The 14,131-nt window shown below is 66.2% G+C and carries 11 protein-coding genes; 5 read left to right on the top strand and 6 right to left on the bottom strand.

Annotated elements, in window-relative coordinates; translation table 11 throughout:
• Window positions 1–34: 34 nt before the first annotated feature.
• Window positions 35–1,729, bottom strand: coding sequence for a ShlB/FhaC/HecB family hemolysin secretion/activation protein (locus NJG22_RS18870; RefSeq protein ID WP_253096599.1), 1,695 nt, complete (start codon window positions 1,727–1,729; stop codon window positions 35–37).
• Window positions 1,730–1,858: 129 nt separating this feature from the next.
• Window positions 1,859–2,755 (bottom strand): DMT family transporter, encoded by an 897-nt coding sequence (locus NJG22_RS18865; RefSeq protein WP_253096597.1) that lies wholly within the window; start codon window positions 2,753–2,755, stop codon window positions 1,859–1,861.
• Between the two features lie 133 nt (window positions 2,756–2,888).
• Between NJG22_RS18865 and NJG22_RS18860 the strand changes: the two genes are divergently transcribed.
• The 3 genes from NJG22_RS18860 to NJG22_RS18850 all read left to right on the top strand — a co-directional run bounded on the left by NJG22_RS18860 (window position 2,889) and on the right by NJG22_RS18850 (window position 6,177).
• Window positions 2,889–3,326, top strand: coding sequence for an Lrp/AsnC family transcriptional regulator (locus tag NJG22_RS18860; protein WP_253096595.1), 438 nt, complete (start codon window positions 2,889–2,891; stop codon window positions 3,324–3,326).
• Between the two features lie 569 nt (window positions 3,327–3,895).
• A complete protein-coding gene (locus NJG22_RS18855) occupies window positions 3,896–5,431 on the top strand; it encodes an NCS1 family nucleobase:cation symporter-1 (RefSeq protein WP_253096593.1) in 1,536 nt (511 codons plus the stop codon).
• 17 nt (window positions 5,432–5,448) lie between these two features.
• Window positions 5,449–6,177, top strand: coding sequence for an aspartate/glutamate racemase family protein (locus tag NJG22_RS18850; protein WP_253096591.1), 729 nt, complete (start codon window positions 5,449–5,451; stop codon window positions 6,175–6,177).
• Between the two features lie 78 nt (window positions 6,178–6,255).
• On the opposite strand, the gene NJG22_RS18845 is transcribed toward NJG22_RS18850, so the two are convergent.
• Window positions 6,256–8,019, bottom strand: a complete 1,764-nt coding sequence (locus NJG22_RS18845; protein ID WP_253096589.1) for an ABC transporter transmembrane domain-containing protein — start codon at window positions 8,017–8,019, stop codon at window positions 6,256–6,258.
• Between the two features lie 249 nt (window positions 8,020–8,268).
• Between NJG22_RS18845 and NJG22_RS18840 the strand changes: the two genes are divergently transcribed.
• Window positions 8,269–8,436, top strand: a complete 168-nt coding sequence (locus NJG22_RS18840; RefSeq protein ID WP_217853666.1) for a PA1571 family protein — start codon at window positions 8,269–8,271, stop codon at window positions 8,434–8,436.
• An 80-nt stretch (window positions 8,437–8,516) separates the two neighbouring features.
• Here NJG22_RS18840 and pdxB read toward each other — a convergent pair whose 3' ends face one another.
• The 3 genes from pdxB to rlmM form a co-directional block, all read right to left on the bottom strand.
• Window positions 8,517–9,659 (bottom strand): 4-phosphoerythronate dehydrogenase PdxB, encoded by a 1,143-nt coding sequence (gene pdxB / locus NJG22_RS18835; RefSeq protein ID WP_253096587.1) that lies wholly within the window; start codon window positions 9,657–9,659, stop codon window positions 8,517–8,519.
• 46 nt (window positions 9,660–9,705) lie between these two features.
• On the bottom strand, window positions 9,706–9,948 hold the full coding sequence (tusA, locus tag NJG22_RS18830; RefSeq protein WP_253096585.1) for a sulfurtransferase TusA: 243 nt from the start codon (window positions 9,946–9,948) through the stop codon (window positions 9,706–9,708).
• Window positions 9,949–10,011: 63 nt separating this feature from the next.
• Window positions 10,012–11,070: a 23S rRNA (cytidine(2498)-2'-O)-methyltransferase RlmM gene (gene rlmM, locus NJG22_RS18825; RefSeq protein ID WP_253096583.1), complete on the bottom strand. Its 1,059-nt coding sequence runs from the start codon at window positions 11,068–11,070 to the stop codon at window positions 10,012–10,014.
• 219 nt (window positions 11,071–11,289) lie between these two features.
• Between rlmM and acnA the strand changes: the two genes are divergently transcribed.
• On the top strand, window positions 11,290–14,031 hold the full coding sequence (gene acnA / locus NJG22_RS18820) for an aconitate hydratase AcnA (protein WP_253096581.1): 2,742 nt from the start codon (window positions 11,290–11,292) through the stop codon (window positions 14,029–14,031).
• Window positions 14,032–14,131 lie beyond the last annotated feature (100 nt).

Below are 14,131 nucleotides of genomic sequence, written 5' to 3'. Positions count from 1 at the left end.
GCGGCGGTGTCATGGGTAATGAGGGGGTCGAGGCTCAGAAGAACGCGTCGACCCGGAAGTAGATCGGGTGCTCACGGCGGGTGATGACGTCGGGGCGTTGCAGCGAGCGGGCAAAGGTGGCGCTGGCGGCGAAGTACTGGCCGCGCGCATTGAACTCGAAGGCGTTGCCGCTCAGGCGACCATGGTCCTGGCCATTGCCATGCTGGCCCTTGATCACCCCGGCGTCATAGGCCACGGCCATGCCGTATTCGCGCAACCAGGGCTGCAGTGGCGCCCAGGTGACCGGGCGACGCCAGCGCAACTGGTTGCGCCAGTAGCCGCCGCTATCGCCGGTAAGGGTCTGCTCCTTGAAGCCGCGCACCGAGGTCAGCCCGCCGACGCTGATGCGCTGGCCGCTGTAAAGGGCGTCCTCGCTGCGCTGGCCGGTGGCCAGGCTGTCGAAGCTGAACTGCTCGCCCCACAGCTGGAACGGCTGCAGGTAGCTCAGGGTCAGGGTGTACTTGTTGTAGCGTGCCACCGGCTCGTTGCCGTGGGGGTCACCCGCGCCCTGGGCATCGAGGGCGCCAATGCCCTGCTGCCAGCCGGCGTCCAGGTTGACGAAGGCGTTGCCGATGCGCCGGCCATGGTTGACGCCCAGCTGGCGCTCGGTGATGCGGGTGCTGGAGACATCGATCAGGGTGTCGTCCAGGTAGTTGCGTGCGCGCAGGTGGCTGATGCCCAGGTTCACCGCGGTCTTGCTCAGGCTGTCCCGGTGGATCACCCGTTCGGCCTGGAACTGGTGCACGGCATTGTCGCCGTCGAGCTTGAAGGGGAAACCGCTGGAGGTGTCGCGGGTACGGTAGTAGTTGCGGTTGTAGCTGTAGTTGAAGGTCCACCAGCCCCACGGCAGGTTGTAGTTCAGGCCCTGGCTGTCGCTATGGCGCCACTGGTCGCTGACCACGTCGCGGCCACTGCGCAGGTTGAGCTGGTCAGCCAGGCCCAGCGGGCTGTCCCATTCGAAGCCCAGGTTCATCTGCTGCTCGCCACTGCTGGCATCGCCGTTGTTGTGCCGGCTGGCCGAGACCCGCCAGGGCTTGTCGCGTTCACCCTTGAGCTGCACCCGGCTACCGCCCACGACCTGGCCCGGCACCAGTTCCACCTCGGCCCGGCGCGAGGGCAGGCGGCCCAGTTGGTCGACCATCTGCTCCATCTGGCGCAGGTCGAGCACCTCGCCCACCCTGCCGGGGAAGGTCATGGCCAGCTCCCGAGGGCTGGCCAGGCTCGAGCTGTCCAGGCCTTCGAGGCGCCCCTCGACGACGATGATCTGCAGCACGCCACTGCCCAGGTCCTGCTGCGGCAGGTAGGCGCGGGTGGTCAGGTAGCCACGGTCGAGGTAATGGTCGGTAATCCGCTTGAGCAACGCATTGAACCGGGCAACCGGCAGGCACTGACCTTCATCGTCTGCCAGCAGGGCATGGCGTTGGCCCTCGCTGAGCAGCGTCGCACCCTGCAGGTCGATGCGCTCGATCTGGAAGCAGCGGTCGTCTTCGCTGGGCTGCGTCGGGGCCTGCGGGGCCTGCTTGCCCGGCAACTGTTGCAGCTCCTCGAGGCGCTTGCGCTGCTCTTGCAGCAGGTTCTCCTGGCGATCGCGGATCAAATCCCGATCACCGGGGGACTGGAACGGCGCGGCGCCGGCAAGCAAGGGCAACAGCGCAAGGCCTGTGGCCCCGGCGCGAAAGGAACGGGACATGCAGGGTGATCCATCACTTGGGAATGGGTCGCATCAATGCGACAAAGGCCCGCAGAGTACTAGAGGGTCAGCGCGCCATCAACTAGCCATTACCGACAAAAACTGTCGGATGATTTACCCGCCCAGCACTCAAGCCTGCTGCGTGCCCCGCGCCCCTCGCAACCACCAGCCCTGCTGCATTCCCGCTGCCGCCAGCAGGATCAAGCCCACCCCCAGCCATTGCAACGGCGCCAGGCGATGGCCGAAGGCGAACCAGTCGACCAGAATCGCCGCGATCGGGTAGATGAACGACAAGGCCCCGGTCAGCGCAGTGGGCAGGCGCTGGATAGCGCTGTACAACAGCACGTACATCACCCCGGTGTGGACCATGCCCAGGGTCAGCAGGCTGCCCAGCGCCGGCCACTCGCCCGGCAGGCCGCCCAGCTTGACCCAGGGAGCCAACAGCAGCACGCCGGTGCTGACCTGCACCAGGGCGATCAGGTGCGGCGGGGTGCCGGTCAGGCGCTTGATGATCAACGCCGCCAGCGCATACAGAAACGCCGCGCCCAACGCCAGGGCGATCCCCAGCAAGTACGCCTCGCCACTGGCCTGGCCGCTGCCATGGGCACCGACGATGGCCAGCATGCCGACGAAGGCCACGCTCAGCCAGGTCAGCTTGGCCAGGGTGATCTTTTCGCCGAGAAACAACGCCGCCAGCCCCACCAGCATGAACGGCTGGACGTTGTACACCGCCGTGCCGATGGCGATCGACGCCCGGGAGTAGGAAGCGAACAGCAACACCCAGTTGCCGACGATGGCCACGCCACTGACCACCGCCAGCAGGAAGGTGGCGCGGGTCAGCACGCCGGGCTTGAACAAGCCCATGGCCGCGCAGATCGCCAGCAAGGTCAGGGCGCCGAACACGCAGCGCCAGAACACCACGTCCAGCACCGGTTGGCCGGACACCAGCACGAACCAGCCAATGGTCCCGGAGATCAGCATGGCGGCGATCATTTCCAGGGAACCACGACGCAACCCATTGTCCATCTCACACCTCCTGTCGACGATGGCCACAGTATGCGCGGGGCTACTTGCAACCTTCCAGCGGATTACCAAGGCCAAATCCACCAATGGCCTTTACTATCAAGGCCAAATACGTCACTTGCCTAATGAGGTAGTCATGACCGACACCATCGACCAGTTGCTGATCAGTGCCTTGATGGAAGATTCGCGCCGCTCGCTCAAAGCCCTGGCGCAGATCAGTGGCCTGTCGGCGCCGAGCGTCAGTGAGCGCCTGCGCCGCCTGGAGGCGCGCGGCGTGCTGCGCGGCTATACGGTCGAGGTCGACCCACGCAGCTTCGGCTACCAATTGCAGGCCATCGTGCGCATCCGCCCGTTGCCTGGGCAGTTGCAGGAGGTGGAGCGGCAGATCATCGCCATTGCCGAATTCACCGAATGCGACAAGGTCACCGGTGAGGACTGCTTCATCGCGCGCTTGCAGGTGCGCTCGATGGAACAGCTCGATACCCTGCTCGACCGGCTCAATGTACTGGCCGAGACCAACACCGCGATCATCAAGAAGACCCCGGTGAAGCGGCGGCTGCCGCCGATGGCCTGAGCGCGCGCAGGGATCGAGCTGCGCCCAAGCCATGCGCTCCCCCTGCTGGAGCCTGCCTGGCTAGCGAACCCGGCGACGCGATACCTGGCACCGGCACGCCCGCTCCCAGCGTTGCGCTCACGACCTTCACAGCGTCCGCATGTGTATACATAAATGTCACCTAAAGTGCCATTTTTGTGTGCAATTACCCCAGGTAACGCCCCAATCCGTTACACATTTACCGCACATAAATCTGACCAAGTGATCAACTAACAACAGCAGAACAAAATATAACCTGTTCATTCGGTCAACTTATAATTAATGAGTTTCATCTACTTAGCTTTCAACAAGATAGATTCAAAGTAATGGCTCCGTAGAAGTTGTTTTCCCGCTGGCACGGAACTGGCTTTTGTGTGCCTGTGTTTTGTATACAAATTTATCGAAACATAAATACACAAGAACCCGCAGCGTCGCCCCAGCGGCGACCGTTGCGCCCAGAACCCAGTGATGCCAACGCCTGCACCGACGAGATGGCGAGCCCGTGCGCCAGCGCCCGCTCATCGCAGTCACGCGCATCAGGAGCCGCCGGAATGAGTAGCAGCCTCCCCCTTGCCCCTGAACTTTCCGTTGCCAGCACCAGCCCTTCCAGCACCCCCCTCGAAGGCCATCCGGCCGACCTTGAGCTGAGCCCGCGCCTGCACAACCGCGACCTGGCCCCGACCAAGCTCGCCGGGCGCCGCTGGGGTGGCTACAGCATCTTCGCGCTATGGACCAACGACGTGCACAACATCGCCAACTACTCCTTTGCCATGGGGTTGTTCGCCCTCGGCCTGGGCGGCTGGCAGATCCTCCTGTCGCTGGCGATCGGCGCGGCGCTGGTGTACTTCTTCATGAACCTGTCCGGCTACATGGGCCAGAAGACCGGGGTTCCCTTCCCGGTGATCAGCCGCATCGCCTTCGGCATCCATGGCGCGCAACTGCCGGCGCTGATCCGCGCGGTGATCGCCATCGCCTGGTTCGGCATCCAGACCTACCTGGCCTCGGTGGTGCTGCGGGTGCTGCTCAGCGCCGTGTGGCCGCAGGTGGTGGCCTACGACCAGGACAGCATCCTCGGCCTGTCGAGCCTGGGCTGGGCGTGCTTCGTGGCGATCTGGCTGGTGCAGCTGGTGATCCTCGCCTACGGCATGGAGATGGTGCGCCGCTACGAGGCCTTCGCCGGCCCGGTGATCCTGCTGACCGTGGCGAGCCTGGCGGTGTTCATGTACTTCAAGGCCGACGCGCGCATCGCCTGGTCGGTGGCGGCACCGCTGAGCGGCTACGAGATGTGGCGCAACATCTTCGCCGGCGGCGCCCTGTGGCTGGCGATCTACGGCACCCTGGTGCTGAACTTCTGCGACTTCGCCCGCAGCGCGCCATGCCGCAAGACCATCCGCGTCGGCAACTTCTGGGGCCTGCCGGTGAACATCCTGGTGTTCGCCGCGATCACCGTGGTGCTGTGCGGCGCGCAGTTCCAGATCAACGGCCAGATCATCGACAGCCCAACCCAGATCGTCGCCAGCATCCCCAACACCGCGTTCCTGGTGCTGGGCTGCCTGGCCTTCCTGATCGTCACCGTGGCGGTGAACATCATGGCCAACTTCGTCGCCCCGGCCTTCGTGCTCAGCAACCTGGCGCCACGCCACCTGAACTTCCGCCGCGCCGGGCTGATCAGCGCCACGCTGGCCGTGGTGATCCTGCCGTGGAACCTCTACAACAGCCCCTTGGTGATCGTGTACTTCCTCTCCGGCCTGGGCGCCCTGCTCGGCCCGCTGTACGGCGTGATCATGGCCGACTACTGGCTGCTGCGTAAGGGCCGTATCAACGTTCCGCAGCTGTACAGCGAGCACCCCGCCGGCGCCTACCACTACAGCCGCGGCATCAACCTGCGCGCGGTGGCGGCGTTCATCCCCGCCGCGCTGCTGGCCATCGTCCTGGCCCTGGTGCCCAACTTCCACAGCGTCGCGCCGTTCTCCTGGCTGATCGGTGCCGGCATCGCCGCCGCCGTGTACCTGCTGGTCGCACCGCGCCACGGCCACTACCACGACGTCAGCGGCGAATGCATCGCCGTCGACCACAGCAGCCATTGATTGCAAGGAAATCCGCCATGCGCATCCTGATCGCCAACGTCAACACCACCAGCGCCATCACCGAGGCCATCGCCGCGCAAGCGCGCAGCGTCGCCGCCCCGGGCACCGAGATCGTCGGCCTGACCCCCTGGTTCGGCGCCGAATCGGTGGAGGGCAATTTCGAGAGCTACCTGGCCGCCATCGCCGTGATGGACCGGGTGCTGGCCTACGACCAGCCCTATGACGCGGTCATCCAGGCCGGCTACGGCGAGCATGGCCGGGAGGGTTTGCAGGAACTGCTGAACGTGCCGGTGGTGGACATCACCGACGCCGCGGCCAGCACCGCGATGTACCTGGGCCATGCCTATTCGGTGGTCACCACCTTGGATCGCACGGTGCCGCTGATCGAGGACCGCCTGAAGCTGTCCGGCCTGTACCAGCGCTGCGCTTCGGTACGCGCCAGTGGCCTGGCGGTGCTGGAGCTCGAACAAGACCCGCAACGCGCGGTGCAGGCCATCGTCGAGCAAGCCGAGCGCGCGGTACGCGAGGACAAGGCCGAGGTGATCTGCCTGGGCTGCGGCGGCATGGCCGGGCTCGATGAGCAGATCCGCCAGCGCACCGGGGTGCCGGTGGTGGATGGGGTGAGTGCGGCGGTGACCATCGCCGAGTCGCTGGTGCGCCTGGGCCTGAGCACCTCCAAGGTGCGCACCTATGCCACGCCACGGGCGAAGCAGGTGCTGGGCTGGCCGATGCGCTTCGGTCGCTGAACCCTTGGCGCGGGCCCTGTGGCAGCGGACTTGCCCGCGAACAGCGGTGCCTGGTTCGCCAGCAAGCTGGCTACACGCTCAGGCGCTGGTGAACTGCAACGCCGCCAAGCGTGCGTACAACGGGCTTTCTTCGATCAACTGACGGTGCGTGCCTACCGCGACCAGGCGCCCCTGGTCGATCACGGCGATGCGCTCGGCATGCTGCACGGTCGCCAGGCGGTGGGCGATCACCAGGGTGGTGCGCCCGGCCATCAACGGCGGCAATGCCTGCTGGATCAGGTGCTCGCTCTGTGCATCGAGGGCGCTGGTGGCTTCGTCGAGCAACAGGATCGGCGCATCCAGCAGCAACGCCCGGGCAATCGCCAGGCGCTGGCGCTGGCCGCCGGACAGGCCGACACCGCCCTCGCCCAACGGTGTTTCATAGCCCTGGGGTAATTGCACGATGAACTCATGGGCATAAGCGCTGCGCGCCGCCGCCTCGACCTCGGCCTGGCTGGCTTCGGGCCGGCCATAGCGGATATTGGCCGCCACCGTGCCGCGAAACAGCGCCGGCTGCTGCGCCACCAGGGCGAACTGGCGGCGCAGCTCGGCAGGCTCGAGCCCGGTGATCGCCTGGCCGTCGAGCAAGATTTCCCCCGCCTGCGGGTCGTGAAAGCGCAGCAGCAGGTCGAACAAGGTCGACTTGCCTGCGCCCGAAGGCCCGACCAGCGCCACGGTCTGCCCTGGCTGCACCTGCAGGCTCAAGCCATCGATGGCCGCCGTGCCCGGCCGTGACGGATAGGCAAAGCGCACCTCGCGCAGTTCGATCGCGCCCCGGGCCCGCGCGCCCGGCAGCGGCTGCGGCTGCTCCGGCGGCAGGATCGCCGTGCGCGCCGCCAACAGCTCGGCGATACGCTCGGCGGCGCCGGCGGCCCGCTGCAATTCGCCGATCACTTCGCTCAGGGTACCGAAGGCACTGCCGACGATCAGGCTGTAGAACACGAACGCGGCCAGCTCGCCACCGGAGATACGCCCCGCGATCACATCCATGCCGCCGACCCACAGCATCACCCCCACTGCACCGAGCACCAGCATGATCACCAGGGTGATCAGCCACGCCCGCTGGGCGATACGCCGGCGCGCCACGGTGAACGCCGCCTCGACCGTCTCGCCGAACAGCGCCCGGTCGCGCGCCTCATGGTTGTAGGCCTGCACCGTCTTGATCTGGCCCAAGGTCTCGGCCACATAGCTGCCGACATCGGCCACCCGGTCCTGGCTTTGCCGCGACAGGCTGCGCACCCGCCGCCCGAACAACAGGATCGGCGCCAGCACCAATGGCAGCGCCAACACCACGATACTGGTCAGCTTGGGGTTGGTGACGAACAACACGATCACCCCGCCGATCACCATCAGTGCGTTGCGCAGGAACATCGACAACGAAGAGCCGATCACCGACTGCAACAAGGTGGTGTCGGCGGTCAGCCGCGACTGGATCTCCGAGCTGCGGTTGTCCTCGAAAAAACCCGGGTGCAGGCCGATCAGATGGTCGAACACCGCGCGGCGGATATCGGCCACGCAGCGCTCGCCGATCCACGAAACCAGGTAGAAACGGGCGAAAGTGCCCACCGCCAGGGCCATGACCAGCAACAGGAACAAGCCGATGGTCTGGTTGAGCTGGTGCGCCGAACCGGTCATGAAACCCTGGTCGACCAGCAGGCGGATGCCCTGGCCCATGGACAAGGTGATGGCGGCGGTGACCATCAGGGCCAACAGGGCCAGCAACGCCCGCCGGCGATACGGACGGATGAACTGCCAGCCCAGGTGCAGGGCACGGCGCTGGCGGGACGACATCGGATCAGGCATGACGGGCAGCTTTCGGCAGGAAGACTCTGCAAGCCTACCACTGGTGCACCGCAGCGGAACTCCCGTGAATAAGACGCCGTCGCAGCTAAGGCCAGTGCCACAGGCCCTATGCCCATTCGGTCTAATGCGTCACTGGAGCTTTGCCGCACTTTCTGTTGGACTGTGCCTGTCGTGATGCCGCAGGCGTTGTCACAGGCCAGTCACGGCGCGGCGATACCCTTGAGCTTGAACCTGATGAGGAGACAGGACATGAGCTTGCAGCACAGCACCAATCAGCCCAAGACCCCACAGCAACCTCAGGTATGCGGCTCGATCATCGACGCACAGGGGCGCGAGATCCCGATTACCGAGCAGATGATCCAGAAGGCCTGCAAGGACCTGGAGCAGAGCCGGGTCGAGAAGGTCAAGCAGGGTTGAGCCCAGGTATTCACCAAAACCCGGCCAGGCGCCGGGTTTTTATTGACCCTTGATAGCGGTAGCCGCCGGCTGGCCGGCTGCTACACCAGTATCGCGCCCAAGGCGCTGACCATCTGCGCCAGCTGCGGTGCTTCGCCGCGCACCCGCACCGCCAGCCCCTCGATCTCTCGTCGCACTGGATAATGCTTGCGCAGCAAGTCGAACGCGGCACGCTGCTCGGCCACCTGCTCACTCAGGCTGCGCCGAAAATCCGCATCGTCACGGCGTGGGTCATACACTGCCCGGCACAAGGTGGCCAGCGCCCAGGCCGGCTCCGCGCTGGCATCGAATTCGAGCTGTGCCAGCGCTGGCGCCGGCAGCAAATCGACCAGGCGCACCTGTTCGGCCTCGCCCCGCCAGCGGCAGAACGCCTGGTAGATCTGCGCCGTGCCGCGCTGCTTGCCATCCAGGCTGTAGCCGGCGATATGCGGGGTGGCCAGGGTGCACAGGTCGGCCAGTTGCAGGTCGACCTGCGGCTCGCCCTCCCACACATCGAGCACCGCGTGCAGGTCTTCACGGTCGAGCAGCAGTTCGCGCAACGCCGCGTTGTCCACCACCGGACCGCGGCTGGCGTTGATCAACCAGGCACCGACGCGCAACCGCGCCAGGCGTGGCTGGTCGAGCAGGTGCCAGGTCGGGTGATCGCCGCCGCGTTGCAGCGGCGTGTGCAGGCTGATCACATCGCACTGTGCAAGGATCGTCTCCAGGTCGACGAAGGCACCGCCCTCGCTGGCCTGGCGCACCGGGTCGCAGACCAGCACCTGCCAGCCCAGGCCCCGCAGCACCCGTACCAGGCGCCCTCCCACTTCGCCTGCACCGACCACGCCATACACCTTGCCGCTCAGGTCGGCGCCTTCGAGCTCGGCCAGGGTCAACAGGCTGCCCAGCACGTAGTCGACCACGCCACGGGCATTGCAGCCCGGCGCGCTGCTCCAGTGGATGCCGGCCTGGGCGAAATACTCGAGGTCGAGATGGTCGGTGCCAATGGTGCAGGTGCCGACAAAACGCACCCGGCTGCCTTCGAGCAGTTGCCGATCGACGCGGGTCACCGAACGCACCAGCAGCACGTCGGCATCCTTCACGCAGGCGGCATCGATGGCCCGGCCGGGATAACGGCGGATCTCGCCGAAACCGGCGAAGAAGGCATCGAGCAGCGGGATATTCTCGTCGGCAACTATCAGCATGGCGCTCTCCTGTCTGGGGAGCGCAGTGTAGCGCGATCGCCAGGGCTCAGTCGGCCTTCTTGCGGATCCAGTACAGGTAGATGCCGGCCCCTTCCTGCTGGCCGAGCAGTTCGTGGCCGAGGAAGTTGCAGAACTTGGGGATGTCGCGGCGGGTCGAGGGGTCGGTGGCAATGACCTTGAGCACACCGCCGCCGGCCAGGTTGCGCACGTGGGTATGCAGCAGCATCACCGGCTCAGGGCAGTTCAGGCCGCTGGCATCGAGGATCGCGTCGTGGGGGAAATCGGTCATGAAAGACTCCGCAAAATGATCGTCATTGTGGCGCAGAAGCAAGCCCACGTCTCCCTGCAGGGGCTACTTCAGGTCGAGCCGACGCAGGTGGCAGGTCACTTCCTCGCGATCGTGGTACAGCTGCTTGCAGGCAATCGACACCTTGACCTTGCGCGCCTTGAACCCCGCCTCGATACGCTCCAGCAGCTTGCGCACCTCGGCATGGCGCTGCTTCATCGGCAGCTTCAGGTTGACCACCGCTTCACGGCACAACCCCTCGCCCAGCCAGGTCTCGATCAGCGACGCGGTACGCGCTGGCTTCTCGACGATGTCGCAGACCATCCAGTCCACGGTGCGCTTCGGCTGCCAGGTGAAACCGTCGGCCATCAGGTGGGTGACCAGGCCGGTGTCCATCAGGCTCTCGGCCATCGGGCCGTTGTCGATGGCGGTCACCAGCATGCCGCGCTTGACCAGTTGGTAGGTCCAGCCACCGGGGGAGGCGCCCAGGTCGACGCCGGTCATGTCGTCGTTCAGGCGCGCATCCCACTGCTCGCGGGGAATGAACTGGTGCCAGGCCTCCTCGAGCTTGAGGGTCGAGCGGCTGGGCGCCTCGCGGGGGAACTTCAGACGCGGGATGCCCATCGGCCACAACGCCGAATTGTCGGCCTCGGCCAGGCCCAGGAAAACCTGGCGGCCGCTGATGAAGCTCAGCAGCAAGCGTGGGCGGCGGGCGTCGTCCACCAGCCGGCCGGCCTTCTCCAGGGCCTTGCGCAGCGGCACCTCGAACTTGCGGCAAAAGGTCGACAACGCCTTGCCGTCATTGCTGTCGAGCACCTCCAGCCACAGGCTGCCGCACACCGGCAGTTCGGCCAGGTGTTCGAGCAGCACGCTGATGCGGTCGGTCTCAGGCAGTTCGACGAAGGCGCCACGCGCCCACTGGCGCGGGAAGATCAGCTGGGCGAAGCGCAGCTCCCGCATCATGCGTTCGGCGCCGCCAGGCTCGGTGCAGACGAATTCGGCGCAAGCGCTCTGCGGCTTGCCCTTGGCATAGCCGGCCACGCCCAGGTGGGCGGCGTGTTCGCTGATTTCGGCGCAGACCTCGCCCTCGAAGCCGGGCCGGCAATGCATGAACAGGGTATTCATTTCTCACTCCACATCACTGGCGCAGGTGGCGCCAGGGCGGCGAATGATAAAGGAAGATCGGAACCTGCGACACGCCCCATCTGTCCAGAAAAGGGTCAGGTCGGGCAAACCGGTCTAACCTGACTGTTCAGCCAGGTCCGTGCCGTGCGGACCGATCCAGAGCGGTGACACCGGCGAGCCATTGGCAGCCGCCGGGCACCGGAGCACAAGGAGTTGTAAATGCCCTCGCTCGATAGCCTGAAAACCCTCAAGACCCTGCAGGTGGCCGACCGCGCCTACCACTATTTCAGCCTCACCGAAGCCGCCCGCCAACTCGGCGACCTGCAGCGCCTGCCGATGTCGCTGAAAGTGCTGCTGGAAAACCTGCTGCGCTGGGAGGACGGCAAGACCGTCACCGGCGACGACCTACGCGCCCTGGCCAAATGGCTGCAGGAGCGCCGCAGCGACCGTGAGATCCAGTACCGCCCGGCGCGGGTGCTGATGCAGGACTTCACCGGCGTGCCGGCGGTGGTCGACCTGGCCGCCATGCGCGCGGCCATGGCCAAGGCTGGCGGCGACCCGCAGCGGATCAACCCGCTGTCGCCGGTGGACCTGGTGATCGACCACTCGGTGATGGTCGACCGCTACGCCAGCCCCAGCGCCTTCGCCCAGAACGTCGACATCGAGATGCAGCGCAATGGCGAGCGTTATGCCTTCCTGCGCTGGGGCCAGAGTGCCTTCGACAACTTCCGCGTGGTGCCACCGGGCACCGGCATCTGCCACCAGGTCAACCTCGAGTACCTGGGGCGCACGGTGTGGACTCGCGAAGAAGACGGCCGCACCTACGCCTTCCCCGACACCCTGGTCGGCACCGACTCGCACACCACCATGATCAACGGCCTCGGCGTGCTCGGCTGGGGCGTCGGCGGCATCGAGGCCGAGGCGGCGATGCTCGGCCAGCCGGTGTCGATGCTGATCCCCGAGGTGATCGGTTTCAAGCTCACCGGCAAGCTGCGCGAAGGCATCACCGCCACCGACCTGGTGCTGACCGTCACCCAGATGCTGCGCAAGAAGGGCGTGGTGGGCAAGTTCGTCGAGTTCTACGGCGACGGCCTGGCCGACCTGCCGCTGGCCGACCGCGCCACCATCGCCAACATGGCACCCGAATATGGCGCCACCTGCGGCTTCTTCCCGGTGGACCAGGTGACCCTCGACTACCTGCGCCTGTCCGGCCGCCCCGAACAGACCGTGCAACTGGTCGAGGCCTACTGCAAGGCGCAGGGGCTGTGGCGCCTGCCCGGCCAGGAGCCGCTGTTCAGCGACACCCTGGCGCTGGACATGCACGAGGTCGAAGCCAGCCTGGCCGGGCCCAAGCGGCCACAGGACCGGGTCGCCCTCGGCCAGGTACGCCAGGCCTTCGACCACTTCATCGAGCTGCAGCCCAAGCCCCTGGCCAAGGAAGTCGGCCGCCTGGAAAGCGAAGGCGGTGGTGGCGTGGCGGTGGGTAATGCCGACCAGGCCGGCGAGATCGCCTACACCCACGAAAACCAGACCCACACCCTGCGCGACGGCGCCGTGGTGATCGCTGCCATCACCTCCTGCACCAACACCTCCAACCCCAGCGTGATGATGGCCGCCGGGCTGGTGGCGAAGAAAGCCGTGGAGAAAGGTTTGCAGCGCAAGCCCTGGGTGAAGAGTTCGCTCGCCCCCGGCTCCAAGGTGGTCACCGACTACTACAAGGCCGCGGGCCTCACCCCCTACCTCGACCAGCTCGGTTTCGACCTGGTCGGTTATGGCTGCACCACCTGCATCGGCAACTCCGGCCCCCTGGACGAGGCCATCGAGCAAGCCATCGGCAGCGCCGACCTGACCGTCGCCTCGGTGCTGTCGGGCAACCGCAACTTCGAAGGCCGGGTGCACCCACTGGTCAAGACCAACTGGCTGGCCTCGCCACCGCTGGTGGTGGCCTATGCCCTGGCCGGCAGCGTGCGCGTCGACCTCGGCCAGGACCCGCTGGGCACCGGCAAGGACGGCCAGCCGGTGTACCTGCGCGACATCTGGCCGAGCCAGCAGGAAATCGCCGAGGCCGTGGCCAAGGTCGACACGCGGATGTTCCACAAGGAATACGCCGAGGTCTTCGCCGGTGACGCCCAGTGGCAGGCCATCGAGGTGCCGCAGGCCGCCACCTATGTCTGGCAGGACGATTCCACCTATATCCAGCATCCGCCGTTCTTCGACGACATCGCCGGGCCATTGCCGGAGATCACCGATATCCAGGGCGCGCGCATCCTCGCCCTGCTCGGTGATTCGGTGACCACCGACCATATCTCCCCGGCCGGCAACATCAAGGCCGACAGCCCAGCCGGGCGCTACCTGCGCGAAAAAGGCGTGGAGCCACGCGACTTCAACTCCTATGGCTCGCGCCGCGGCAACCACGAAGTGATGATGCGCGGCACCTTCGCCAACATCCGCATCCGCAACGAGATGCTCGGCGGCGAGGAAGGTGGCAATACCCTGTACGTCCCCACGGGCGAGAAACTGTCGATCTACGATGCCGCCATGCGCTACCAGCAGGATGGCACGCCGCTGGTGGTGATCGCCGGGCAGGAGTACGGCACCGGCTCCAGCCGCGACTGGGCGGCCAAGGGCACCAACCTGCTGGGGGTCAAGGCGGTGCTGGCGGAGAGCTTCGAGCGCATCCACCGCTCCAACCTGGTGGGCATGGGCGTGCTGCCCTTGCAGTTCAAGGCTGGGGACGACCGCAAGCGCCTGGGGCTGACTGGCAAGGAACGCATCGATGTGCTGGGCCTTGGCGGCGCGCAGATCCGCCCGGGCATGAGCCTGCCGGTACGTATCACCCGCGAGGACGGGCGCCAGGAGCAGATCGAGGTGTTGTGCCGGATCGACACCCTCAATGAGGTGGAGTACTTCAAGTCGGGGGGGATCCTGCATTATGTGCTGCGGCAATTGATCGCAGGGTAAGGCTGGGCCCATCCCTTCCCCATTCAAGATTGCCGGGGTCGCTTTGCGACCCTTTCCGACCGGTCCGACGCCTCGGCAAGGCCGCTCCTACAGGACGGCG

Origin of the sequence: Pseudomonas sp. VA159-2, from assembly GCF_024126635.1 — a bacterium.
Classification (GTDB): domain Bacteria; phylum Pseudomonadota; class Gammaproteobacteria; order Pseudomonadales; family Pseudomonadaceae; genus Aquipseudomonas; species Aquipseudomonas muyukensis.
The sequence above is the reverse complement of the archived record's forward strand: the minus strand, read 5'-3'. Positions and strand labels throughout refer to the sequence as shown.